Source organism: Streptococcus sanguinis SK355 (assembly GCF_000212855.1).
Taxonomy (GTDB): domain Bacteria; phylum Bacillota; class Bacilli; order Lactobacillales; family Streptococcaceae; genus Streptococcus; species Streptococcus sanguinis_A.
The window spans coordinates 654074-677259 of the sequence record NZ_GL890993.1 but is presented as its reverse complement, the minus strand read 5'-3'; the positions used below and the strand labels follow the sequence as shown (position 1 = coordinate 677259).

The window sequence follows — 23186 nt, the reverse complement described above, 5'->3', positions numbered from 1 at the left end:
CTTATTCGCCCAGAATCAAGCGAGTGTGCTCGCGTTTAATGCAGCGGTCCATGACAATGTCATCCCGACCAGCTGCCCGCAAAATCTGCTCAGCTTCCTCATTCTCCAAGCCCAACTGAGCCCAGAAGATCTTGGCATCCGTCTGCAGAAAATCCAGTGCCACATCCGGCAAAAACTCACTGCGGCGATATACATCGACAATATCCACTGGGAAAGGAATGTCTTTGAGACTGGCATAAACAGTCTCGCCAAAAATCTGACCGCCCGCTGCACGAGGATTGACTGGGATAATGCGATAGCCCCGCTCCTGCATCTCCTTGGACACACGGTTGCTGGTCGTTTCTTCGCGGTCAGACAAGCCAACAACAGCAATCACCTTGCTGTTTCCCAGATAATGCTTGACAATGGCATCACTGGGATTTTGAAAATGATAAGTCATAGGATTCCTCCTCATTCATAATAAAGCTAGATAGTTTTGCAGTATTTGCTTCTTAACTGAATCCGAGCTAAAACCTTAGAAAATAGATAATCCGTTCTAGGAGCATGAGTCCTTCGTCCGGCTGCCTAATTTTCAGTCGGTTTTGACGCTCTTTGTATCTTGTTTTATTTCGCCTCGTACCAAGTTTGGCCGGCATTTTCATCTGCGACTAGGGGAACAGCCAGTTCTATTGCGGCTTCCATCGTGGCTTTGACCAGCTTGCGGACGGCTGTTAGCTCGTCATTTGGCACTTCCAGCACGATTTCATCGTGCACCTGCAAGAGCATGCGAGATTTGAAATTCTTCTCTGTCAGAGCTCGGTCCAGATTAATCATAGCGACTTTGAGAATGTCTGCGGCCGATCCTTGGATTGGGCTGTTAATAGCTGTGCGCTCCGCAAAATTTCGGATATTAAAGTTGCGGGAATTGATGTCCGGCAAGGAGCGACGGCGATGGTAAATAGTCTCTACATAGCCTTTATCACGTGCTTCGCGGACGATGGTTTCCATATAATTCTTGATACCAGGGAAACGCTCAAAATAAGTTTGAATATAATCTTTAGCAGCCTTGCGAGAAATGCCTAGATTATTGGCCAGTCCAAAGTCAGAAATGCCATAGACGACTCCGAAGTTAACGGCCTTGGCATTGCGGCGATCATTTGGCGTTACATCCTCTGCCTTCTCGATGCCAAAGACCCGCATAGCTGTTGCCGTGTGGATGTCTTCCCCATGCTGAAAGGCAGCAATCAGATGCTCATCCTGCGAAATGTGAGCCAACACCCGCAGCTCAATCTGAGAATAATCCGAGCTGAGTAGCACACTGTCTGCCCACTCTGGCACAAAGGCCTTACGAATAAGGCGCCCCTGCTCCAAACGAACGGGGATATTCTGCAGATTAGGGTCAACCGAGGACAGGCGGCCCGTCTGAGTCAAATCCTGAACATAGCGAGTGTGAATCTTACTGTCAGCCGCAATCGCCTCCTGCAGTCCGATGATATAAGTGGACTGAAGCTTGCTGATTTGACGGTATTCCAGAATCTTAGACACAATCGGTGCTATCGGTGCTAAACGCTCCAGCACATCAACTGCTGTCGAGTAGCCTGTCTTGGTCTTTTTGGTGTACTCCAGCGGCAGCCCCATATCCTCAAAGAGAATAGTTCCCAGCTGTTTCGGCGAGTTAATATTGAACTCCTGACCAGCCAGGTCATAAATCTCCTGCGTTAGACTTTCCAGCGTCTTTTCATTTTCTGCCTGCATGCCCTGCAGGGTTTCCCGCTCAACCTTGATCCCCGCAATCTCCATCTTGGCTAGGACAAAGGCCAATGGCTGCTCCATTTCAAGCAACAAATTCAGCTGATCGTGAGCGCGGAGCTGTTCCAGCATCGGCTCTTCTGTTTCCAGCAGTACTTGGACCTTACGAGCTAGATGCTCAAAGAGCCGCTCTTGCTCTGGCAGAGCGCGCTTGGCTCCCTTGCCATAAACCTCGTCATCCGTCGGCAAAATCGTTTGACCGTAGAGGCGAGCAATAGTCGCCAGCTCATTGTCCTCGACCGTCGAAAGCAGATACTTGGCTAGGCGCGCATCAAAGGCTGCTGCTGGTAGTTCGATACCATAATGACTGAGCAGTACCTTGGTCCGCTTGAGGTCGTAGGTTTTCAGAGCTGTTTTTGTTAAAAACTCCTGAAAGAGAGGTTGCTGCAGTAAATCGCTGGTGCCGACATAAATCTGACGGCTATCACCCCAGGCAAGACTAACAATCTCTTCCTTGTGGTAGTTGTCACCCAAGATTTCAAAATAGAAGAATTGCTCTGGTGCAAGCATATCCTCTGTGACCTCAGTCACTTTGGTAAATTCAATTGGTTTGACTTCTACAGGATCCTGAGCCGTTCCTAGTTGAGCCTTGAGTTGCTTGAAACCCATCTCGTCATAGAACTTGCTCAGATTCTCTACCTGCGGACCCTTATAAACCAAATCATCCAGTCCGATTTCAATCGGAGCCTGAGTATTGATGGTAGCTAGGGTTTTTGATAAGAAAGCCTTGTCCTTGTCATTGATCAGATTTTCCTTCATCTTGGAAGCCTTGAGCTGATCAATATTTTCATAGAGATTTTCCAAAGAACCATACTCTAAGAGGAGCTTGAGACCAGTCTTCTCACCAATCTTGGTCACGCCAGGGATATTATCTGACTGATCGCCCATCAGCGCCTTGAGGTCAATAAACTGCTCTGGCGTGATACCCATCTTTTCCATGAGGTAGGCAGGGGTAAATTCCTCAAACTCGGCCACGCCTTTCTTGGAAATTTCCACCACGGTATTGTCATCCGTCAGCTGAATCAAGTCTTTATCGCCGCTGACAATGGTCACATCGTAAGGAACAACTGTCTTTTCAGCCATCTTGTCCAAGGTCCCGATGATGTCATCTGCCTCATACTGGGCTAAATCGTAGAAGTGAATGCCTAAGTGCTGCAGCATTTCTCGGATAAAGGGCAGCTGCTCACGAAATTCATCCGGTGTCTTGGCTCGACCAGCCTTATAGTCGGCGTACATCTCAGTCCGGAAGGTCGTCTTACCAGCATCAAAAGCTACCAGGACATGGGTCGGCTGCACGCGCTCCAAGAGATGATTGAGCATGAGGTGAAAGCCATAAATAGCATTAGTATGCAGACCAGATGGACTCTTGAAACGGTCGATTTGATTATAAAGCGCAAAAAAAGCGCGAAAAGCAACGGACGAACCGTCGATTAATAATAACTTATTCTTTTTTTCCATAGGTTTATTATAACACGAAAGGCAGACAAAGACAGAAAAGGCGGTGTGGAAAATAAAAAGTGATTTTAATAACCCCTCTATGTTATAATATAGAAACTGGAGGTAAAAGATGTTTCCAATCCGTATTCCAACTCTTGTGACTGAGGAAGTCTATCAACGATTTGCATGGTCTGTTTTCTTACGTGGGAAAAGATTCTTGCTAAATATGTTCATTTTGATAGGAATCCTGTCTCTCTATCTAATCTTCCTACCTGAAAACCTGAGGCGTTTTTCTTTCTTTACCGTGCTATTTACATCTTTGATTATATTCCCAGTAATGTACTTTGGTACGGACTTTCAGATAAAGAAAGCCTATCAAAAAACTCCTTTCTGGAAGGATATGGAGCAAACCCTTATATTTGAGAAAGATAAATTTTCTGTGAAAAGCAAACGAGGAGAGTTCCTTTATAGCTATGATGACATCGTCAAAGTTTTTCATACTAAGGAAGATTTTTATATCATGTTGGGGCCAAATGTCGGCTTCCCTATTGAAAAAAAGAACTGTTCTCCCGAGGCTCTTGAGTTCTTGCTGGAACTTCACATTGAGCATATGTAAAAAAAGCAGGCTAGACTGAAAGTAGATCAGTTCTAGTCTGCTTTTTATCTTGTAAATAATTGCTTGATATCCATCAGCTTCTCTATTTTCTGATTAATTTCTGGCCGGTAGTCACAGAAGTTAATGCTCTGGATGCCACTGTTGACGGCGACATCCACATCCAGCGTCCGGTCGCCGATATAGTAGGTTTCCTGCTTGTCCAAACCGTATTTCTCAAGCAGATAGTCGACACCTTCTGGGTGAGGCTTACGCTCAAAGCCGTTGGCTGTTGTGATGATTTCTGTAAAATAGTCATGAATTCCCAAGTCTTGCAAGATTTGATGGGCATTGAGTCCTTTGTGAGTATAGACGAACTGGACAATGCCCTGCTCTTCAGCCCAGGCCAGAATCTCTGCAGCTCCTTTCATCAGATGGACCTGAGCATTCTTTTCCTTTAGACTTGCTCCACGAAAGACATTCATCTCGGCAGCGTCCAGACCTTTCTCAGATGCCACTTTTTCCAAGAGCTTCTGCACAGAGTGCTTTAGGATATAGCTGTGAATACTAGCCCTGTCAAAGTCCAGACCATAGTGAGCGTAGGTTTCCTCAATCCCCGCCAAAATAGCATCGTAGGAGTCCAGCAAGGTGCCGTCCAAATCCCAAATAAACGCTTTTGTCATGTGATTTCCCTCATTTTTCTGTCAAATAAAACCTTTAAAAACAGCCAGCGGAAGCCATTGTCCAAGAGCATCCCAGTCCAGACTCCTGGCAGACCCAAGCCAAAAGTCACACCCAGCAAGTAACCGGCAATGATGCGAATCAGCCACATGCCAACAGTTGTGGCATAAAAGGGAAGTCTGGCATTGCCCAGCCCCTGCCAGATAGCTGTGTAAATCACGGTTCCGACTGCCATGGGAGTTCCCAGCAGGGAGAAAAGCATGACTGAAAGACTGGCTGTGATAGCTCCGCTATTATCCGTATAGAGCAAGGTCAGTGGCCGACCAAAAACGAAAATTCCTAGAGCCACGGGCAATATGCAAGCAAAAGACAGCCAGAAGACCCGCTTGCGAATCAGAACGACCTCTTGCATATCTCCCTCACCTACGGCATGTCCTACCAGCATGACTGTTGCTGTTGCGACCCCGAAGATTGGCATATAATTAAACTGCGTCAGAACTTCACCGATAGCATTCCCCGCTACTGCGTCCGTCCCAAAGACGACCACAATGGCGATAATAACTACATCACCGGCCCGCATCATGAGCCGCTCTCCAGCAGCCGGCAGAGACAGGCGCAAGAGCTCTCCATCTAAGCCCCAGCGCCAGCGGATTGTGGACAAATCCAGCTCCCGCCAGAGAATCAGCACACCGACCAAACGAGCCAGCACCGCCCCCAGCGCTACACCGACAATACCCAGCTGAAAGACGTAAATCCCCAGACCGGAAAAGAGGGCATTGAGGACATTAGTCAGAAGACTGATATACATGGGAAATCTAGGATTGCGCGTGACCCGCAATAAAGCTCCAAAAGAAGTCATCAAGCCTAGCAGAACAATAGTTCCACCAACCAGAGCCAGATAAAGACCGCCTGCTTCAGCCACCGCCTTTTCTGTCCCTAGAAGATCCAGCATCTGCCTGCCAAAGAGCAGAGAAATCAGCCCCAACAGAAGGCTCAGAAGCAAGGTCAGCTTGATAGCCTCGGCTGTATGATAGGCCAGACGCTCCTTGTCTCCCTGAGCCAGAGTCTTGGAGATAAGACTGGAAATAGCAGCCCCCAGAGCGATAAAGATTGCCTGATAAATAGTAATGATGTTGCCGGCCACCGAGACACCAGAGATGGCAATCAGCCCAAGACTGGCCACCAGATAGCTGTCGACCATTCCCATGAGCATCTGCAAAAAATTCTCCGCCATAGCCGGCAAGGCGATATTCATGATTTTTTTATAAGTCGTCATAGAGAAATTTCTTCCTTTTAAGCATCAGCTACTTCTCTTTCTTTCATTGGATGTCCTAAGAAAAAATCAGCCAGATATCCAGCTGATTTTAGGCTTTCTAAGCAAACTTTATAATCCTAAGTAATCCTCAACTGCTGCCTGCATTTGATCTGCAGCGACTGTCGTTTTATGACGCACTGGGGCTGTTTCTAAGCCATCCACGGCTGGTGGAAGGGCTACACCAGAAAGTTCGTGCAGTTGGTTCAAAGCCTCGAAGTCACTGAGTCCTGTTTGACCAGTCACAGCCTCAACGGCCACAACTGGGAATTTATAAGGACTAGCAGTAGATGCGATAACAGTCTTGCGCTGATCAGCTGTTTCTGCCACGTATTTTTGATAGACAGCAGACGCAACAGCTGTATGAGGGTCTTCGATGTAGTTAGACGCTTGATAGACCCGCTTGATTTCAGCTGCTGTTTCTTCTTCTGTCGCATAGTCAGCTGCAAAGAGCTCCAAAATCTCAGCGTCAAAGTCCGTCAGTTCATACTGTCCATGCTCATTCAGAGCCGCCATCAAAGCAGCTGTTTTCTCAGCGCTGTTACCAGACAGATGGAAAATCAAACGCTCCAAGTTAGAGGAAACCAGAATATCCATGGACGGACTAGACGTCACCTTGAAGCTCCGCTTCTTGTCATAAACCTGAGTTTTGAAGAAGTCGGTCAGGACATTGTTTTCATTCGATGCACAGATCAGCTTGCCAACCGGCAGACCGATTTGCTTAGCATAATAGGCTGCTAGGATATTACCAAAGTTCCCTGTCGGAACTGTAAAGTTGACCTTGTCTCCTGCTGTGATTTCTCCCGTCTTCACCAGCTGAGCATAAGCATAGACATAGTAGACAATCTGAGGCACCAAACGACCGATATTCATGGAATTAGCTGATGAAAACTGCAGTTTGTGCTCCAAGAGACGAGCTCTTAGGTCTGTGTCATTGAACATGTGCTTGACATTGGTCTGGGCATCGTCAAAGTTGCCATCAATGGCAACAACATGCGTATTGGCACCTGTCTGTGTCGTCATTTGCAATTCTTGGACCTTGCTGACACCGTCTTTCGGGTAAAAGACGATAATCTCAGTCCCAGGAACATCCGCAAAGCCTGCCATAGCCGCCTTTCCTGTGTCGCCAGAAGTCGCCGTCAAAATGACAATTTTGTTTTCCAAGCCATGCTTTTTGGCTGCGGTTGTCATCAGGTGAGGCAGGATAGACAAAGCCATATCCTTGAAGGCAATGGTCGCTCCGTGGAAGAGCTCTAGATTGTACTGACCATCCAGCTTGACCAAGGGAGCAATCGCCGCATCATCAAACTTGCTGTCATAGGCATGGTTGATACAGTGGTCCAGCTCTGCTTCAGAAAAATCATCCAAAAATGCAGACAAAACCAGCTTGGCTACTTCCTGATAGGAAGCGTCTTTGAGCTTGGCAAAGTCCAAATCGACCTGCGGATAGGTAATGGGCGTAAAGAGACCGCCGTCTGTTGCCAAGCCTTGCAGAATCGCCTGGCTAGCTGTTACTCTATTCTTTTCGTCGCGTGTTGATTGATAAACTAAGGTCATTCTCTCTCATCCTTTATCTGTAGTTCGCTTTATTATACCAAAATTTATCAGAAAATTCTCGCTTTTTCACAGAGAATATCAGAAAAAGCCCATTTCTGGGCTTGTTTTCATATTATTCATTCATTGATACGTGAACGTGGTCGTAATGGTTTTCAGTTACGCTGCCACGGTCTGGCATTTGGTTCCAAGTATTAGCTGGTCCATAAATGCTTTCAAATGGTGCATAGAACTGTTGCTGCCAGATAACGTAAGAGATTCCTCTTTCAGTCATGTTAGAAGTAACATCGGCTGCGACCTGGTTTCCTAATTCAGTATTCTCACCAACGATAAAGTCAGCTGCCAAGCCCTTACCATGATCTCCGCTATCGCCTGGACGATAGAGACTGAATTCTGTAATGCCATATTTAGCTGCTATTTCTTCTTTCAGAGCTGCAGTCTGTGGCTGAAGACCAGCATTAGCAGAGTTGTTGGTTGCCACGCTAGCAGCATCTGTTACAGCTGGAGCATTGTAAGTTGTTGGCTCAACAGCGGCAGTTGCTTGACTGACCTGGTCTTGGCCTAATTCAGCTGCAACTGGAGCTGCCTCTGCTGGCGCTTCTGGACTTGCAGCTACTGCTGGCTGTGGCGCTGCTTCTACAGGAGCTGCTGCATTTTCTTCCGCAGCTGGGGCTGCTTCACTTGCAACTTCTGCTGCTGGGGCAGGAGCTTCTTCAGCAGGCGCTGGTGCTTGGTCTGCTGGAGCTGCAACAGCTTCCTCAACAGCTGGAGCTGGAGTTTCTGCTGCTTGAGCCGGTGCCGCTGGAGCGGCTTGCTCAGTACCAAAAATCTCGTCAGCTGTATAACTTTCTGTTACATATCCTGCGTTATTTCCTGCTTGGTAGCTTTGGATTTCTACAGAGGCAATTTCATTTTGTCCATTTGTTGTAACGGTCAAAACAGTACCTGGGAAAATCAAGTCTGCATTGGCAATTTGATTAATTTTAGCCAATTCAACAAGGTCAATATTCATCGCTTGAGCGATATTTCCTAAAGTATCTCCATATTGAACAGTGTATGTTTGTTGGTTTTCATTACTAGTAATATCTGCTTTAATTTGCTCAACTGTTCTGGCAGTCCAGTTTTGTGGCTGCTCCTCAGCTTTTGTTGTAAACAAAGGCAATGCTGACAAAGCAACAGTTGAAGCCAAAAGTAATTTCTTATTCATTTTCATATGCAAAATGCACCTTCCTAATCATTCATGATACGAAATCCATCTTACCATAAATTTTCTAAGAAAAAAGCCTTTTTCGACCTATTTAACAGAACTGTCTGCCCCCTGTAATATGGAGATTTGTTTGTAACATATAAAAACTGGTAGCAAGCAAAAGAACCCCATTTAGAGAGGTTCTATTTTTTCTTTTGGACTTATTTGAATTTTTTCTACTCTGGTGAACTAAACCCGACCTAAGCTCTGGGCAAAAAAGATAAGATCTCCTAGAAGTTGTTGTTGCTTCTTCATCTATTTTTGCTGTGAATATATCTATTCACTCTGGGTTAGTCTAGCTAAATCGAGCTACGGCTAAAAACTCGGAAAAAAGAGAACTGGACTTGGATTCATCGAATCCATCGTCCAGTTCCTATTTTTCAGTCGTTTTTTTAACGCCTACGCATCTTATTTCACCTTCATCATTCGGACGAGGCTAGCCCGTTCGGCTTCTTCCAGCTTCATTTCGATATAGTAGATGGTTTCTTTGAGGTCAGGGATGGTAGCATACTCTAGTCCGTTGACCCGACGGCGGGTTTTCTCGATTTCATCCGCCATGAGCTGGCAGCTTTTTTCAATCTCAGCCAATCTCAGCAGGTCAGGAAGCAGATCGCTCATGCTTTCAATGGTTTCATCCATCTGACTGTTAGACGCCACATAGCTATAAACTACGTCTCCCTCGTCATCACCGTAGGGATTGTCAATATGGGCATGCATCTTGGGCACGCGCACACTCATGATATTCTCCGTCTCCACATGCAGATTGACTTCCCGCATGGGCACAGCAAAGATTTCCTGGACCATGAGATCACTCTCCAATGCCTTGGCCATGACAAAATCCTGTAGGTGACCGACTAGAGCTGCTTCGACCTTTTGGCGGAGCTGATTATTCTCACGGACCGACTCAATGAAGCGCCGCATCAGCTCATCCCGCTTGTCCTTGAGCAGCTTATGCCCACGAACAGCCGTTTTGAGACGGGCTTTTAAGTTATTCAGCTCCATCCGAGTCGGCTTGACATTGAGTCGTGTCATCTTTCTTCCTCCTTGGTCTGCGGCAGGTATTGGTCAATCATATCGTCCTTGATCCGCTTAAGCTCTGTTCTAGGTAAAATGGATAGGAGTTCCCAGCCTAGATCTAAGCTTTCCTCGATGGTTCGATTGGTCTGGAAACCTTGATTGATGTATTCCTGCTCAAAGCGGTCAGTAAAGCGCACATAGAGCTTGTCCGTTTCGGACAGGGCGGATTCCCCCAGAACGACAGCCAGCTCCTTGGCCTGCTTGCCTTGGGCATAGGCGGCAAATAGCTGGTTCATGGTGGCGGCATGGTCTCCTCTAGTCTTGCCCTCACCTGAGCCCTTGTCCTTGAGACGAGACAGAGATGGCAGGACATTGATGGGCGGACGATAGCCGCTGTTATAAAGGTCACGCGAAAGGATAATCTGCCCCTCCGTAATATAACCCGTCAAATCCGGAATCGGATGGGTGATATCATCCTCTGGCATGGACAGGATCGGAATCTGCGTCACCGAGCCTTTCTTGCCAACCAGACGTCCAGCCCGCTCATAAAGGGTGGACAGGTTAGTATATAGATAGCCCGGATACCCGCGACGGCCCGGCACTTCACGACGAGCTGCGGAAACTTCCCGCAGGGCTTCACAGTAGTTGGTCATGTCGGTCATGATGACCAGAACGTGCATGTCCTTTTCATAAGCTAGATACTCGGCTGCTGTCAGGGCAATCCGAGGCGTCGCAATCCGCTCGATGGCTGGGTCATTGGCTAGATTGATAAAGAGCACCGAGCGGTCAATAGCGCCTGTTTCTCTCAAGTCATTCATGAAGAATTCGGCTTCTTCAAAGGTAATCCCCATGGCCGCAAAGACCACGGCGAAGTTTTCATCAGAGTTAAGCACTGTGGCCTGACGGGCGATTTGAGCAGCTAATTCCTTGTGGGGCAGACCAGAGCCAGAAAATACTGGCAGTTTTTGTCCCCGAACCAAGGTATTGAGGTGGTCAATGGCTGAAATTCCAGTCTGAATAAACTCATCCGGATAGTCGCGAGCAACTGGATTGATAGCTTGACCGTCAATATCCAGATATTTTTCTGGCAAGATAGCTGGGCCGCCATCAATTGGCTTGCCCATTCCATTGAAAATCCGTCCCACCATGTCTTCTGACACTGGCAACTCTAGCGGACGCCCAGTAAAGCGAACCTTGGCTTTTTCCAGATTGATCCCACTGGAGCCTTCAAAAAGCTGGACCATAGCCTTGTCTTCTTGGACTTCCAGAACCTGGCCCTGACGCTTGCTGCCGTCATGCAGCTGGATTTCTACCAATTCATTGAAATGCACGCCAGCAACTTGGTCGACAATCATCAGAGGGCCGACAACTTCACTGACGGTGCGGTATTCTTTAATGACGCTCATTGTCTAGTCCTCCTTGGGCAAGAATCTGATGCAGGGTTTCCTCAATGGTCTGACTGAGATCCTGAATTTTTTCCAACTGGTCTTCATGGATAAACTTGCTGCGGGCAATTCGGTCACGCAGCTCCACCGTTCCTTCCATGATTTCTCGGAAATAAGCCCCCAGCTCCAAGGCACGATTGGCCTCCGCATCGAAGGTCAGGATATTGCTCAATAAAGCCACCTGCTTTTTGAAAGAAGTATAGGTGTCCACATCATCAAAGGCATTCTGCTGCAGATAGTCCTCGCGGATCATCTTAGCCGCATTCATGGTCAGCCGGTCCTTCTCAGACAAGGAATCCAAGCCCACCAAACGAACGATTTCCTGTAGTTCGCTTTCCTTTTGCAGGATATTCATGGCCTTAGTCACCTTTTCTGCCCAAGCAATCTTCTCATGCTGGTCAATATAGGCTCCCACTTCGTCTAGGTAGAGAGAGTAAGAACTCAGCCAGTTGATAGCTGGGAAATGCCGGCGTTGAGCCAACTGGGCATCCAAGCCCCAGAAGACCTTGACAATCCGCAGGGTGTTTTGCGTCACCGGCTCAGAAATATCTCCACCCGGAGGTGATACGGCCCCGATAGCAGTAATAGATCCTTCTCGCGCAGTCGAACCGAGCGTCTTGACCCGACCCGCCCGCTCGTAATACTCCGCAATCCGGCTGCCAAGATAGGCTGGATAGCCTTCATCACCCGGCATTTCTTCCAGACGGCCGGACATTTCCCGCAATGCTTCTGCCCAGCGAGAGGTAGAATCTGCCATGATAGCCACGGAGTAGCCCATGTCACGGAAGTATTCGGCGATCGTAATCCCTGTGTAAATTGATGCTTCTCTGGCCGCCACCGGCATATTGGAGGTGTTGGCAATCAGCACCGTCCGCTGCATGATGGATTGGCCAGTAGCAGGGTCAATTAGTTCTGGGAATTCATTGAGTACGTCAGTCATCTCATTGCCACGCTCACCACAGCCAACATAGATAACGATGTCAACATTGGCAAACTTGGCCACCTGGTGCTGAACCACAGTCTTACCAGCCCCGAATGGTCCTGGTACGGCAGCTGCTCCACCCTTGGTCACTGGGAAGAAGGTATCAATGACCCGCTGACCTGTCACCAAAGGCTCAACCGGAATCAGCTTCTGAGCAAAAGGACGCCCACGACGGACCGGCCATTTTTGCATCAGAGTCCCTTTAAAAATAGACCCATCCGCCTGCTCAATCTCGTAAACAGTCTCTTCAACAGTGAAACTGCCAGCTGAGATATTGGCCAAGCGTCCACTGACGCCGACTGGCACCATGATGCGGTGCTCCACCAGATTGGTCTCCTGGACCGTTCCCAGAATATCGCCAGCCTCAACCGCATCTCCGACAGACAGACCTGGAACAAAATCCCACTTTATCTCACGGTCTAGATTTGGCAATTGGACACCGCGGACGAGGAAATCACTCGCCGTGATGGTCTGGAAACGCTCCAAAGGCCGCTGAATCCCGTCAAACATCTGAGAAATCAGACCTGGTCCCAGTTCAACAGACAGAGGGCTTCCAGTCGTGATGACCGGCTCTCCTGGCCCCAAGCCAGAAGTTTCTTCATAAACCTGAATAGAGGCTTGGTCCCGCCGCATTTCAATAATTTCACCGATCAACCCCAAATCGCCAACCCGGCAGATATCCTGAATATTCGCTTCCTGCATCCCCGATGCCAACACCAGAGGACCAGAAACTTTGACAATCTTTCCTTGACTCACAATCTTCCTCCATTCTTGGGAGATTTTTGTTGTTTCTCAATGAAAATCAAAGCTCAAACCAAGTAGTAGTTTGAATTTCATTTCCAAAGAGTATTTTTTGATCCTTGCCGCGAGTTTGAAATCCTTCTTAGCTAACTCTAGGGCAAGGATTGTTTCTTTTTATTTTAAAAATCAGATAAGGATTTTATTTGCTGGCCCTTTTCGTCGAAATTATCTGGGCTGAGCCATTTTTCTAGACGGCTCTTGACGGCCGGCCAATCCTTGTCAATCATAGATAGCCAGTCAGTATCTCGGTTGCGCCCCTTATAGACAAGGACCTGACGAAATCTGCCTTCATAGGTGAAACCAAGCCGCTCTGCTGCCCGCCTTGACGGCTGATTGAGTGCATCGCATTTCCATTCATAGCGGCGATACTCCAGCTCTTCAAAGACATAGCGTGCCAGCAAGTACTGGGCTTCCGTAGCCAGTCTGGTGCGCTTCAGCTTGGGCGAATAGGTCACAGCTCCCACTTCGATGACACGGTTGCCCCGATCTATTCTCATCAAGGCAAAAGTTCCTAGAGCCTTACCGCTCTCCTTGTCCACAATCGCATAGTGAAAACGATCCTGAGCCGCCAGCATCTGATCTAGCTTCTGGGACCATTCCTCTTGACTTTGGGCAGGATTTTGAAAAAGATAGGTCCACATATCCGCAGGAGATTCCGGGCCATACACTTCATACAAATCCGCTCCATGCTTGTCCTTGGACAAAGGCTCGATAATAACATACTGGCCTTCGATTCGCTCCAAGTTGGGAAAGTCTCCCGGTTGAAAATCCGACAGAGCATCCCCAATGGGCTGACCTAGTTGATTGATTCGCATAAAAACCTCACAATATATCTTGTCCGACAGCCTTTTCGACATTTTCATGAATCCGCGAAAGAGCCAGTCCCGTGCTCCCCTTATGAGTAGGAATGAGCACAAGAGCAGGAATCTCCAGCTGGTCATAGTAGGCCAGGGTTTCTGGAATATCCGCAGCCATATCCTCCGTCAGATAGATAATGCCGAAATCTTCGCGGGCGAGCCGACGCAGAGTATTGATTGTCTCCTGAGCTTCCTTCACTGGAAAGGTCTGAAAACCAATCAGCTTAAAAGGGAGAATGGTATCGCGATTCCCCACGACCGCAATCTTGTAGCTAGTCTTGTCCATAAATCGGTCGCATCCTTTCTCTGATAAGCTCTACGGGCAGCTGATTGTCCATTCCGGTCAAAATCAACCGCAGATTCTTGACTTCCAGCTCCTTACCCAGCAGATAGCGGGCGAGAGGAAGCGGGCCATCTGTCTCAAACTGACCAGCCGCCAGCAACTTAGCCTGCAAGAGGTCCGCTAGATATTCTAACTCTACTGTCGTCAAGGTCTGGTTCCGCATTTTTTCCTCATAGGAGCGCAGTTCCAGATCGTAACCACAGGGATTGATCTGGCTAAACCAAGTCAAGAAATCTCCCTGCTCTGCCATGGCAATCCAGTTGGCAGCAGAAAGACTTCCTTCATCAGACAAGAGTTGCCTCATAAAGCTGCGCGGTTTGCCCAAACCAACAGCCCGCTTGACGGTGATGGCATTATAAAAATCAATAGTCAGATTCACCAGCTGCAGCAGGCTCTCATCTTCCAACTCCTGTGTCAGACGCTTGAGATGCTGGAAGTAAGCCATGTCCATGCCAATCTCCAGCACGCGCACATCCTGATAATCCTGGTATTCCTGCCAAGTCGCAAGCACCTCGTCCAGCATGAAATCTGGACAATACTCAGCCGAAAAGGCCATGACCAAGTGCTCCAAAACCTCCAGCGAATAAGTCCCCACCGGCATCAGCAAATGCTCCAAGGACTGAGCTGTCGCCCGACCCTTGAGAAAAACTTTGAGATTGTGGTAGGTGTAGCGGAGCGTGAAAATCTCCACCAGCTCCTTACTTGGACTAATCTCAAGCGCCCAATTATAAACGGAATACAAATGCTTCATCAGTACTTGCTCAATGGCATTGAGATCCTTGATAGCTTCAGCATCCATGGCATAGACCGTTCCCTGCAAGATTGCAGAGCGGCTGGCAGGATTGTCAGCCTGCAGCAACTGTTCATATTGCTGGGGCGTCAAAAAGGAAGCCTCCTGTACACTAATGGCTGTATTGACTTGAGAGAAGCTTGTTTCACCCATGGTCCGCCTCCTATTCTGCCTGGTCTTTGAAAATATCCTGAGCCAGACGGTAGCTTTCCTCTTGCCAGACAGAGTCCAGCAAGTCACGATAGAGATAACTGTCATCCACCCGTCCCTGGCTTAGTACAAAACCTGCCTGACCGGCTATGGACTGGTCTGAAAAAGACACTTTTGGAAAGGCCTTTTTCAAGCCTTCTAACTGGCTGGAGCTGAATTTCTCAGCTGATAGAGCACCGAAAACCAGTGTCATCTCTTCCTCTGGGTATTTAGCCAGGACACTCTTCAGAAAATGCTCTTCCTCAATCTGTGACCAAGCCGCCATCTGAGCATAGGCTTCCTCAAAAAGCTCTCTGAGAACCCGCTGCTTGATGACCAAGGTAGATTGACGTTTTTGATTTTCCAATTGCTGGATTTCACGCTGACTGCGCCGGCTGATTTCTTTCAGCTGCTGCTCCCGCTGTCCAAGCTTTTGCCGAACCAGCTGGGTCTCACGTTCCTTGGCTTCCTGTTCTATTTTCTCAGTAGCCTCGGCCAAAAGCAAACGCCCCTTCTCGTGAGCCTGCTCCAAGACAGAAGCTTTGAGATCTGATATGTCAGACATAAAAGCCTCCTTACTTCACATTCAGAACCATGATGAAGGAAACAACGAAGGCCAAAATGGCGTAGGTTTCAACCATGGCCGCTAGGATAACCCCTTTCATGACCTCTTCCGGGCGCTTGGCCAAAATCTGAATACCAGCTGTCGCAACTCGTCCTTGATGCTTGGCTGAAAAGTAACCAACAATCGCAACTGGCAAAGCTGCTAGGAAATAAGCCACGCCTGATTGCAGAGCCAATTCTGGCTTGATATTAAAGAAGACGGTAATCCCGATAACAAAGCCGTAGAGACCTTGGGTACCTGGCAAAAGCTGTAAAATCAATGCTTGAGCGAATTTTTCCGGCTGCTCTTTCAAAAGGGCTGCCGCTGCCTGACCCGTGCTTCCGACACCCAGAGCTGAGCCCATTCCGCTGAGAAAGACCGCCAAAGCTACTCCCAGACCTGCAAAAAAGGCGCCGCCATAAGTTCCAAAATATGATGCTAAATGTTCCATGATTTACTCCTATGAAAATGCTGTAATCGTCGTAAAACCAACAGCTAGTTTAATGAATGTTGCTTGTTCTGATGTTGTAGAAACTGTATCTTAAAAGATGAATTTCTGCTCGTTAAACACAGCTTCCTAATCTTTATTTCTTGCTTTGCTGAACGTATTTTTCACTAGGCTTGAGCGGAGTGAAAGGCTTGCCGCCGCCGTCGTAGAATTTTCCGAAGAATTCCACAAAAATCAAACGCGCTCCGTGCACATAACCGGACAGAAAAGATAGAAACATATTGACCAAATGCAGGGCAATAAAGAGCAGAATGCCAATGCTAAAGCGAGCGACAGGTGGAAAGAGGCTGACAATCAAGTTAAAAGCCGAGCCAATGCTGGCCCCAGAAAGTCCCAGAGCCATCAGCCGTGTAAAGCTGACAAGGTCTCCTACATAGCCGCTAACATTGTAGAGATTAAAGAGACCTGACCCCAATCCTGCCAAGCTCTTAGCACTGACAATAGACACTGCCAGTATGCCTAGAGCATTGATGATGGCCAGCCACTGACCAATCGTTGCTGCAAAGGCCAAGGATGGGAAGAAATTTCCCAAGGCCAAGAGTAGCAGCCCCAGCAAAATCAGCACCCAAGCAAAGCCTGCATTATAAGCTTCTGCATAATCCTTGAGGCGGATATTTTTCAGACCGCTGAGGAAGAGGCCCGCCAGCACTGTAACAAAGCCAAAGACGACCGAAATAACCAGAATCGTCATGGCGTCGGAGCTGGTGCTAATCAGAGCGATGGGCAGTTCAAAGCCAAAGAAAGAACCATAAACCAGTCCCCAGATGATGACTGCCACACCCAGCAAGCGGAAGAATCGCAGATTCTTAGCCAATCCTGGCTTGACATGCAAGAAGTGCAGCGCCAGACTGGTGCCCACAAAGAGTAAGAGGCCGTAACCAATGTCGGCAACCATCATGCCAAAGAATACAAAATAGAAGAGGGAAACGACAGGGGTTGGATCCTTATCACCGTACTTAGGCAAGGAATACATCTCCGTCACTAGCTCGAAAGGCTCCACCAAGGCATTGTTTTTTAGCTTGGTCGGAACCTTATCTTCCTCGTCCTTTCTAATCTCTCTGGTCTGGATGAGAATGCTCTGGCCAAACTGCTCCTTCAAGCAAGCTTCAAGATCTTGAACCTGATTGCTTTCGATCCAACCTTCCAAAGCTGCCAGATTTTGCGTGCTGGCTAACTGATTTTTACTTTCTTGGCGGGAGGAGAGATTGCAGAGATAGTCCAGCTGAACCTTGAGCTGGTCCAATTCATTCTTAGAAGCTGCCAGACTCTTTGTCATAGCTTCTGCCACAGCCTCCTGCTGTCGAATATTGGCCTTGAGCTGGGCTACCCGATCAGCAGGCAGTTCCTCATGGTCATACTCAAAAGGCTTAAAGCCGTACTCTTTCAAGATTTTGCGGACTTCTTCCAGAGAGCCTGCCTTGTAAAAAATAAGAACCCCATGCTCGGTATCATCGGTAAAGACTTCCTGAAACTTCAGGTCAGGATGTGCTCCCAGAGTCAGGCGCAGAGCATCGTCGTCTGTATTGGGAATCGTCCCAATCAACGCTCCCAGATGACTGAAAGTCGCAGCCGATTGCGGTGTTAGCTCCAGCGGCTCCCACTTCTCCAGCGCAGCCACTTCCAAGCGGTCGTCTTCTATCTGATCCTTGGCCTCTTGCAAGACCTTGAGCTGCTTGCTGATTCCTTCTAAGAGCGCAATCTCATCTCGGGCTTTCCCCGCCTGCTCCAAAGCAGTAAAGGACAACTCCAAAGGCTCTTCTTTTAAGGCTTCCAGCAGTTTCTTTTTGGGCATAAAAGGCTCTAGATCTGCAATCAGTTTCTCAAGCTTTTCTTGACGACTGAGCAAATCTTGCTGAGATAGCTGCTGATCTGGCCGGCCGACTAAAGCCTGCTCAAAGGCTGCCTGCCAGTCCTCTTCCTGCCGCAAGTCATGAATCTGAACCGACTCTAAACCCTGTAGGTAAAAGAGAAGCTGATCCAGCAGTTCCTTGGGCAGAAGCATAGACAGCTGCCGCATTTGACTAATGGCCATAGGCTTCTACCACCTTCTCTACAATGGCTCGCGCCAAGTCTGCTTTTTTGTCCGTCAGCGCAGCCGCAACCTTGTCCTCATTTTGCTGGGTTGTCTGCTCCAAGCCTTGCTGCAGGTGCACCAACTTTTGCTGGGAAGTCGAGGTTAATTCCTCTGCCAGCTTCTGCGTTTCATCGTCATAAGTCAGACCTAGCTGCCTGAGATTTTCATCTACCTGCTGCCGCAGCTCCTGAGCCTGCGTCCTGTAGCCCATCAAAACTTCTTCTGCAGCAGTTTCAATTTCCTGCATTTTTTCAAGTGTTTCATTGGCCATCTATTCACCCCCTCGTTTTCAAAAACCTTCGAAAACGGATTTTAAAATCTGCATTCCTAGCTAACTAGCCAACCTTCTGGCAAGTCATCTTCTGGAGTACAGCTTCGTACTTGCATAAATTATAACATATTTTCAGAAAAACAGTCAGAGATTGCTAAACATCTATCTCAAACTGATAGGAAAAGCCGATATAGATTTGATTCATTTCAATACTTACAAATCAGTCTCAGCTGTACACTCTTGATAAGTTTCAGTCTTGCAAACGGTTTATTTGTCTATAACTATGTTATAATATAAACAAATTCTAAGACAAATATAGAATAGCAGAAAAGTAAAAGTGGCTTCAAATGTACTTTCCAGCCAGAACAGCCCTTAAACTTTTACTAAACATTATCCCATGAAGAAAGTGATTTTATGAGTCAGCAGAATATCTTGGCCATCATTGAGAGCCATCTTGACAAGATGACCGACTTGGAACAGAGGATTGGTCACTATTTTTTGGATCCAAATAGTATTCAAGAGGATTTATCCTCTTTGCAAGTCGCTCAAACCTTGCACATTTCTCAAGCAGCCTTGACCCGTTTCGCCAAAAAATGCGGCTTTAAAGGTTATCGGGAATTTAGCTTTCAATATTTACAGGATCTACAAAAGGCGCAAACCGAGGCGGATAATATGCAAAGCAGCTTATCCCGTCATGTCTTGTACAACTACAACCAAATCCACCAACAGACGAAAGAACTGATAGATGAGGAAAAGCTGGAGCGAGTAGCTCAAATCATAGAAGAGGCAGACCGTGTTTATTTCTTTGGAACAGGGAGCTCAGGCTTAGTAGCACGTGATATGAAGCTACGCTTCATGAGACTGGGAGTCGTTTGTGAAGCCCTAACTGACCAAGATGGCTTCGCTTGGACAACTAGTATTCTGGACAAGAACTGCCTCGTTATCGGATTTTCTCTATCCGGACAGACCCAGTCCATCATTGACAGCTTGATTGACGCTAAAAATATGGGAGCAAAAACCATCTTGGTGACAGGACAGCCCGAAAAGATTCAAGAAGACTTCACTGAAGTCGTTCCTGTTGCTCTTCAAAGCAAGCCTGAGTTTATCTTGCGGATTTCCGCACAATTCCCCATGCTTCTTATGATTGACCTCATCTATGCCTTTTTCCTCGAGATTAACCGCGAGAAGAAAGAAAGAATCTTTAACAGCTATTGGGAGAATCAGAAACTAAATGGCTACTACCGTCGCAATACCCACAAAAGATAAAAACGAATCAGGATTTTCTGACTCGTTTTCTTTTTTGGTCTAACTTTTTCCTTTTTCTTTCACAAGGGAAGGATTGGCCCGTAGATTTCTAATTGGGGCTGAACTTTTTCCATATGAAAGGTATCGTAGGCACGCCACTTTTGATACGTAGTCTGCTCCAGTTTGAGGCTACTAAGACCAATTAAAAAACTAGCGCTTTTATGGAAGCTTTCAAGAGCAATTAATAGACGATTATCCAGGACTTTGGTTTTCTCCAAACTCCTCAAAACTTCTTCTAAGCACTCGTAAAAGCGGATTTCATCTCTTGACCGAATTGCCTTCTTTTGAAAATCTTCCATCAAAGAACCTAGAAGCTGAGCGGCGTCCTGAATGAAACTTCTTTCTGTCATTTGATTTTCCTCTTGAAAGACAAGGAACCTGAGAAAAATCTCAGGTTAAACTTGTCTATTTTTGAAATGATAATAGGCTCCAAACATACCCGCAGTATTTTGATGATGAGCAAAGGCTAGTTTGGTTTTATCAGCAATACTTGGAACCAAGGCGTCCTGCAAAGCCGCCTGAATACGCGGTCTAAGAATTGCTTCTTGTCCCATGATACCGCCTCCTAGAATAACAACTTCCGGATTAACGACATAGCAGATATTGGCAATTCCTTGACCCAGATAGCCAACCATGCGATCGATGCCCTCGATACAGAGCTTATTGCCCTCAGTTGCTTCTTTGAAAATCCGACGGCCATTCCAATGCTCAGCGTCTTCTCCGTGTAGCTCAGCCACATAATTGACCAGAGCAGTTGTCGATGCCACATCTTGGAAAGCTCCATCCGGTAGATGCAGGTAGCCAACTTCACAGGCGGAGTTACTAAAGCCATGGAAGACTTGACCATCTACTACCAGACAGCCTCCAATACCTGTACCAATCGTCAAACAAAGGGCGATCTTCGCTCCCTTGCCACTGCCCGACATAGCCTCCGCCAGACCAGCACAGTTGACATCATTTTCAATCTCACAAGGTAAGGAAAATTTTTCTTCCAACACTTTTTTGAACTGGGTCCCGGCGTAATTAGGAATCTGCGGCCCAGCATAGAAAATTTCACCCTTGTCTGGATCCACCATACCAGCCGAAGAAATACAAATTCCAGCCAGAGGTCCTTTTTCTAAATAGCTTGCAACAATGCTTTTAACCTTTTGCATAATTCCCGGGCCGCCTTTGTGGGCCTCTGTCGGCATTTCATGTGCTTCCACCAAGGTTTCCGCCTCGTTGATTAAGCCATACTTGATATTGGTACCGCCAATATCAATAGCAACATAGTGTTTCATAGCACACCTTCTCTCTAGTGTTTATCCTGTTGCTTATAAAAATTGCTCCTTGGTTTGTCTAATCAACTGAGCTGCTTCTTCCACAATCGGCCGATCACTTTCCTGCAGCGGTGTCAGAGGAGAGCGGACAGATCCGATGGTCAAGCCTTCGTTAATTTCCAAAACACCTTTAATAACAGCGTACATATTGCCATGCGCACTAGTTAATTTTCCGATAATCTCATTAATCGCATATTGCAACTCTTTAGCACGTTCCAATTCCTTGTCAGCAATCAGTTGATTGAGTTTGAGGAAGAGCTCTGGCATAGCTCCGTATGTACCACCGATACCGGCTGCAGCACCCATAATACGGCCACCTAAGAATTGCTCATCTGGACCATTAAAGACTACATGATCTTCTCCCCCAAGAGCTACAAAGGTCTGAATATCCTGCACTGGCATTGAAGAGTTCTTCACACCGATCACACGTTCATTCTTGAGCATTTCCTTATAAAGGCCAGGAGTTAATGCTACACCAGCCAGCTGAGGAATATTGTAAATCACGAAATCAGTATTAGGCGCCGCCGCACTGATGTCATTCCAATACTGGGCAACCGAATACTCTGGCAAACGGAAATAAATCGGCGGAATAGCTGCAATAGCATCGACTCCCAAACTTTCCGCATGACGAGCCAGCTCCACGCTGTCTTTAGTATTGTTGCAAGCCACATGGGCAATGATGGTCAGACGCCCCTTAGCAACTTTCATCACTTCTTCTAGAACCCGTTTTCGATCTTCCACGCTCAGATAGATACACTCGCCCGAAGAACCGTTGACATAAAGACCTTGCACGCCCTTGGCGATGAAATATTCCACTAAAGCGCGAGTCCGCTCCGGGCTGATTTCACCTCCCTCGTCATAGCAGGCATAGAAAGCAGGAATGACACCTTGGTATTTGGTCATATTTTTCATTTTCTTTTATCTCCAAATCTAGAATTTCTATAAATTAAGGCTTTTCGTATTTGGCAAAAATCTTCTCTAAAACAGTAATCTGCGTGAAGGCCAATCCAGCAAAACCGATTAAAACAAAGAGCGATAACCCTAGTAAAAGTAGAAGTCCTGAACTAAGAAGCACTGTCAAAATTGCTACTAGAATGGCTATCATCAGGAAAAACCAGGGAAAGTTAAGACTGAGCAAAACTAGACTAGTCTGTAACCCACCTATAAGAGACTGCTCAAATCGGCCAGCCAGTGGATAAACACACAGAAAGAGCGCTGTTGTAAAGATAAGAAGAGCAAAGCAGGCAACTTTCAGTATTTGAAAAGGCAGAGCCTCCTGACCCCAGATAAGAAGAAGGTCAAAAATACTGATAGCAGACAGCATCAGCTCCAACAGGCCAAGTTTGAAACCCAACTGCCAATTTTCTCGGAAGGCCTTGATATAGACAGCCGTTACTTTTACACGACGACCGCCTTTGATCTCAAAAAGAGTTTGATAGAGGCTTAGCTTAGCAATACCGATGGTTAGAAGAGGCAGAGATGTCAGCAGAAAAAGCAAGTTTACTGTCGCTAAATCAAGGATTTTCTCACAAATCTGCATAAAGAAATTATCCGTATCAAAAATAGTCTCTATCAATCGGGTACCTCTTTTATCCATTGCTAGCCTCCTTTTCAAATATTAATCCAACAAAACTTTAAATACACACTTTTTAACTGTCTCTTCTCTGCCAGCAAATTGATTAGGCTGGTGGGCTTCTTCTGGCAAAAAAGCAGCAAAATTGAAACCGTCTAATAAGAGCGGATAAGTCTGTTCGCAAACAACAAAACCAATATCTCGACCTTCATCATAGGCTTCCTGAACTTCTCTAATCTGACAGCCATATTGGATTAGTTCATGCCCTTCCAAAAGAAAGTGCAAGTCCAAGTATTTCTGGTGAAATTCAAAGCTTTCCTCTTGCTGCTGACTGAGAGTATTTTCCTGCAAAAAGAAGAAGACCCTATCACCATCTACTTCATAGCGCCCTGAGTTTAGATTAGATACATCGTGACTCAGGAGATAATCAATGGCTGTATCGATATTTTTGTGAATCCCTCGATAGCGAACGAGATTCTCTAATTGATCAAAAATCAT

Annotated in this window: 23 protein-coding genes; 2 read left to right on the top strand and 21 right to left on the bottom strand. The window is 46.9% G+C overall.

Annotated features, from left to right (window positions below):
• Position 1: 1 nt before the first annotated feature.
• Together HMPREF9389_RS07980 and polA are read right to left on the bottom strand one after the other, a co-directional pair.
• Entirely contained in the window at positions 2-439 is a 438-nt protein-coding gene (locus tag HMPREF9389_RS07980; protein WP_032906296.1) for a CoA-binding protein, read from the bottom strand.
• A gap of 164 nt (positions 440-603) precedes the next feature.
• The gene (polA, locus tag HMPREF9389_RS07985; RefSeq protein ID WP_002928767.1) at positions 604-3246 is read right to left on the bottom strand and encodes a DNA polymerase I; all 2643 of its coding nucleotides are present in this window, start codon (positions 3244-3246) and stop codon (positions 604-606) included.
• A 109-nt stretch (positions 3247-3355) separates the two neighbouring features.
• Here polA and HMPREF9389_RS07990 point away from each other — a divergent pair, with 109 nt between their 5' ends.
• Positions 3356-3841 carry a YcxB family protein gene (locus HMPREF9389_RS07990; protein ID WP_002928765.1) on the top strand — a complete coding sequence of 162 codons (486 nt, stop codon included), beginning with the start codon at positions 3356-3358 and terminating at the stop codon, positions 3839-3841.
• Positions 3842-3885: 44 nt separating this feature from the next.
• Here the strand turns inward: HMPREF9389_RS07990 and HMPREF9389_RS07995 are convergent, their stop codons facing one another.
• The 14 genes from HMPREF9389_RS07995 to HMPREF9389_RS08060 all read right to left on the bottom strand — a co-directional run bounded on the left by HMPREF9389_RS07995 (position 3886) and on the right by HMPREF9389_RS08060 (position 18491).
• Positions 3886-4500: an HAD-IA family hydrolase gene (locus HMPREF9389_RS07995; RefSeq protein WP_002928763.1), complete on the bottom strand. Its 615-nt coding sequence runs from the start codon at positions 4498-4500 to the stop codon at positions 3886-3888.
• Positions 4497-5774, bottom strand: a complete 1278-nt coding sequence (locus tag HMPREF9389_RS08000) for an MATE family efflux transporter (protein ID WP_002928759.1) — start codon at positions 5772-5774, stop codon at positions 4497-4499. The genes HMPREF9389_RS07995 and HMPREF9389_RS08000 overlap by 4 nt, the downstream gene beginning before the upstream one ends.
• Positions 5775-5882: 108 nt before the next feature.
• Positions 5883-7367: a threonine synthase gene (thrC, locus tag HMPREF9389_RS08005; RefSeq protein WP_002928756.1), complete on the bottom strand. Its 1485-nt coding sequence runs from the start codon at positions 7365-7367 to the stop codon at positions 5883-5885.
• 112 nt (positions 7368-7479) lie between these two features.
• Entirely contained in the window at positions 7480-8577 is a 1098-nt protein-coding gene (locus tag HMPREF9389_RS08010) for a LysM peptidoglycan-binding domain-containing protein (protein WP_002928751.1), read from the bottom strand.
• 441 nt (positions 8578-9018) lie between these two features.
• Positions 9019-9642: a V-type ATP synthase subunit D gene (locus tag HMPREF9389_RS08015; protein ID WP_002928748.1), complete on the bottom strand. Its 624-nt coding sequence runs from the start codon at positions 9640-9642 to the stop codon at positions 9019-9021.
• Positions 9639-11033, bottom strand: a complete 1395-nt coding sequence (locus HMPREF9389_RS08020; RefSeq protein ID WP_002902006.1) for a V-type ATP synthase subunit B — start codon at positions 11031-11033, stop codon at positions 9639-9641. Before HMPREF9389_RS08020 ends, HMPREF9389_RS08015 begins: the two co-directional genes overlap by 4 nt.
• Positions 11020-12810 carry a V-type ATP synthase subunit A gene (locus HMPREF9389_RS08025; RefSeq protein WP_002928746.1) on the bottom strand — a complete coding sequence of 597 codons (1791 nt, stop codon included), beginning with the start codon at positions 12808-12810 and terminating at the stop codon, positions 11020-11022. Before HMPREF9389_RS08025 ends, HMPREF9389_RS08020 begins: the two co-directional genes overlap by 14 nt.
• Positions 12811-12974: 164 nt before the next feature.
• Positions 12975-13670, bottom strand: coding sequence for a GNAT family N-acetyltransferase (locus tag HMPREF9389_RS08030; protein WP_002928745.1), 696 nt, complete (start codon positions 13668-13670; stop codon positions 12975-12977).
• Between the two features lie 7 nt (positions 13671-13677).
• Entirely contained in the window at positions 13678-13998 is a 321-nt protein-coding gene (locus HMPREF9389_RS08035; RefSeq protein WP_002898763.1) for a V-type ATP synthase subunit F, read from the bottom strand.
• On the bottom strand, positions 13985-14998 hold the full coding sequence (locus HMPREF9389_RS08040) for a V-type ATPase subunit (protein WP_002928742.1): 1014 nt from the start codon (positions 14996-14998) through the stop codon (positions 13985-13987). Before HMPREF9389_RS08040 ends, HMPREF9389_RS08035 begins: the two co-directional genes overlap by 14 nt.
• Positions 14999-15008: 10 nt before the next feature.
• Positions 15009-15599 (bottom strand): hypothetical protein, encoded by a 591-nt coding sequence (locus HMPREF9389_RS08045; protein ID WP_002928740.1) that lies wholly within the window; start codon positions 15597-15599, stop codon positions 15009-15011.
• Positions 15600-15609: 10 nt separating this feature from the next.
• Entirely contained in the window at positions 15610-16089 is a 480-nt protein-coding gene (locus tag HMPREF9389_RS08050; protein ID WP_002898768.1) for a V-type ATP synthase subunit K, read from the bottom strand.
• 133 nt (positions 16090-16222) lie between these two features.
• Positions 16223-18178: a V-type ATP synthase subunit I gene (locus HMPREF9389_RS08055; protein ID WP_002928739.1), complete on the bottom strand. Its 1956-nt coding sequence runs from the start codon at positions 18176-18178 to the stop codon at positions 16223-16225.
• Positions 18168-18491, bottom strand: coding sequence for a hypothetical protein (locus HMPREF9389_RS08060; RefSeq protein ID WP_002928738.1), 324 nt, complete (start codon positions 18489-18491; stop codon positions 18168-18170). The genes HMPREF9389_RS08055 and HMPREF9389_RS08060 overlap by 11 nt, the downstream gene beginning before the upstream one ends.
• Before the next feature lie 414 nt (positions 18492-18905).
• On the opposite strand from HMPREF9389_RS08060, the gene HMPREF9389_RS08065 reads away from it, so the two are divergent.
• Positions 18906-19757 carry a MurR/RpiR family transcriptional regulator gene (locus HMPREF9389_RS08065; protein WP_002928737.1) on the top strand — a complete coding sequence of 284 codons (852 nt, stop codon included), beginning with the start codon at positions 18906-18908 and terminating at the stop codon, positions 19755-19757.
• 59 nt (positions 19758-19816) lie between these two features.
• Here the strand turns inward: HMPREF9389_RS08065 and HMPREF9389_RS08070 are convergent, their stop codons facing one another.
• From HMPREF9389_RS08070 to HMPREF9389_RS08090, 5 genes are read right to left on the bottom strand one after another with little or no spacing between them, the layout of a single operon-like run.
• The gene (locus HMPREF9389_RS08070; protein WP_002928734.1) at positions 19817-20146 is read right to left on the bottom strand and encodes a hypothetical protein; all 330 of its coding nucleotides are present in this window, start codon (positions 20144-20146) and stop codon (positions 19817-19819) included.
• 45 nt (positions 20147-20191) lie between these two features.
• The gene (locus HMPREF9389_RS08075; protein WP_002928732.1) at positions 20192-21076 is read right to left on the bottom strand and encodes an ROK family protein; all 885 of its coding nucleotides are present in this window, start codon (positions 21074-21076) and stop codon (positions 20192-20194) included.
• Between the two features lie 33 nt (positions 21077-21109).
• Positions 21110-22027: an N-acetylneuraminate lyase gene (locus HMPREF9389_RS08080; RefSeq protein WP_002928730.1), complete on the bottom strand. Its 918-nt coding sequence runs from the start codon at positions 22025-22027 to the stop codon at positions 21110-21112.
• A 34-nt stretch (positions 22028-22061) separates the two neighbouring features.
• Positions 22062-22712 carry a DUF624 domain-containing protein gene (locus tag HMPREF9389_RS08085; protein WP_002928728.1) on the bottom strand — a complete coding sequence of 217 codons (651 nt, stop codon included), beginning with the start codon at positions 22710-22712 and terminating at the stop codon, positions 22062-22064.
• 21 nt (positions 22713-22733) lie between these two features.
• The gene (locus tag HMPREF9389_RS08090) at positions 22734-23186 is read right to left on the bottom strand and encodes a YhcH/YjgK/YiaL family protein (RefSeq protein ID WP_002928726.1); all 453 of its coding nucleotides are present in this window, start codon (positions 23184-23186) and stop codon (positions 22734-22736) included.

Bases quoted from the DNA above. Each gene is read 5' to 3' on its own strand.
- HMPREF9389_RS08055 (WP_002928739.1), bottom strand. From the start codon at position 18,178: ATGGCCATTAGTCAAATGCGGCAGCTGTCTATGCTTCTGCCCAAGGAA.
- HMPREF9389_RS08035 (WP_002898763.1), bottom strand. From the start codon at position 13,998: ATGGACAAGACTAGCTACAAGATTGCGGTCGTGGGGAATCGCGATACC.
- HMPREF9389_RS08080 (WP_002928730.1), bottom strand. From the start codon at position 22,027: ATGAAAAATATGACCAAATACCAAGGTGTCATTCCTGCTTTCTATGCC.
- HMPREF9389_RS08050 (WP_002898768.1), bottom strand. From the start codon at position 16,089: ATGGAACATTTAGCATCATATTTTGGAACTTATGGCGGCGCCTTTTTT.
- HMPREF9389_RS08020 (WP_002902006.1), bottom strand. From the start codon at position 11,033: ATGAGCGTCATTAAAGAATACCGCACCGTCAGTGAAGTTGTCGGCCCT.
- HMPREF9389_RS08045 (WP_002928740.1), bottom strand. From the start codon at position 15,599: ATGTCTGACATATCAGATCTCAAAGCTTCTGTCTTGGAGCAGGCTCAC.
- HMPREF9389_RS08060 (WP_002928738.1), bottom strand. From the start codon at position 18,491: ATGGCCAATGAAACACTTGAAAAAATGCAGGAAATTGAAACTGCTGCA.
- HMPREF9389_RS08065 (WP_002928737.1), top strand. From the start codon at position 18,906: ATGAGTCAGCAGAATATCTTGGCCATCATTGAGAGCCATCTTGACAAG.
- thrC (WP_002928756.1), bottom strand. From the start codon at position 7,367: ATGACCTTAGTTTATCAATCAACACGCGACGAAAAGAATAGAGTAACA.
- HMPREF9389_RS08000 (WP_002928759.1), bottom strand. From the start codon at position 5,774: ATGACGACTTATAAAAAAATCATGAATATCGCCTTGCCGGCTATGGCG.
- HMPREF9389_RS08090 (WP_002928726.1), bottom strand. From the start codon at position 23,186: ATGATTTTTGATCAATTAGAGAATCTCGTTCGCTATCGAGGGATTCAC.
- polA (WP_002928767.1), bottom strand. From the start codon at position 3,246: ATGGAAAAAAAGAATAAGTTATTATTAATCGACGGTTCGTCCGTTGCT.
- HMPREF9389_RS08040 (WP_002928742.1), bottom strand. From the start codon at position 14,998: ATGGGTGAAACAAGCTTCTCTCAAGTCAATACAGCCATTAGTGTACAG.
- HMPREF9389_RS07995 (WP_002928763.1), bottom strand. From the start codon at position 4,500: ATGACAAAAGCGTTTATTTGGGATTTGGACGGCACCTTGCTGGACTCC.
- HMPREF9389_RS08015 (WP_002928748.1), bottom strand. From the start codon at position 9,642: ATGACACGACTCAATGTCAAGCCGACTCGGATGGAGCTGAATAACTTA.
- HMPREF9389_RS07980 (WP_032906296.1), bottom strand. From the start codon at position 439: ATGACTTATCATTTTCAAAATCCCAGTGATGCCATTGTCAAGCATTAT.
- HMPREF9389_RS07990 (WP_002928765.1), top strand. From the start codon at position 3,356: ATGTTTCCAATCCGTATTCCAACTCTTGTGACTGAGGAAGTCTATCAA.
- HMPREF9389_RS08030 (WP_002928745.1), bottom strand. From the start codon at position 13,670: ATGCGAATCAATCAACTAGGTCAGCCCATTGGGGATGCTCTGTCGGAT.
- HMPREF9389_RS08070 (WP_002928734.1), bottom strand. From the start codon at position 20,146: ATGACAGAAAGAAGTTTCATTCAGGACGCCGCTCAGCTTCTAGGTTCT.
- HMPREF9389_RS08085 (WP_002928728.1), bottom strand. From the start codon at position 22,712: ATGGATAAAAGAGGTACCCGATTGATAGAGACTATTTTTGATACGGAT.
- HMPREF9389_RS08010 (WP_002928751.1), bottom strand. From the start codon at position 8,577: ATGAAAATGAATAAGAAATTACTTTTGGCTTCAACTGTTGCTTTGTCA.
- HMPREF9389_RS08075 (WP_002928732.1), bottom strand. From the start codon at position 21,076: ATGAAACACTATGTTGCTATTGATATTGGCGGTACCAATATCAAGTAT.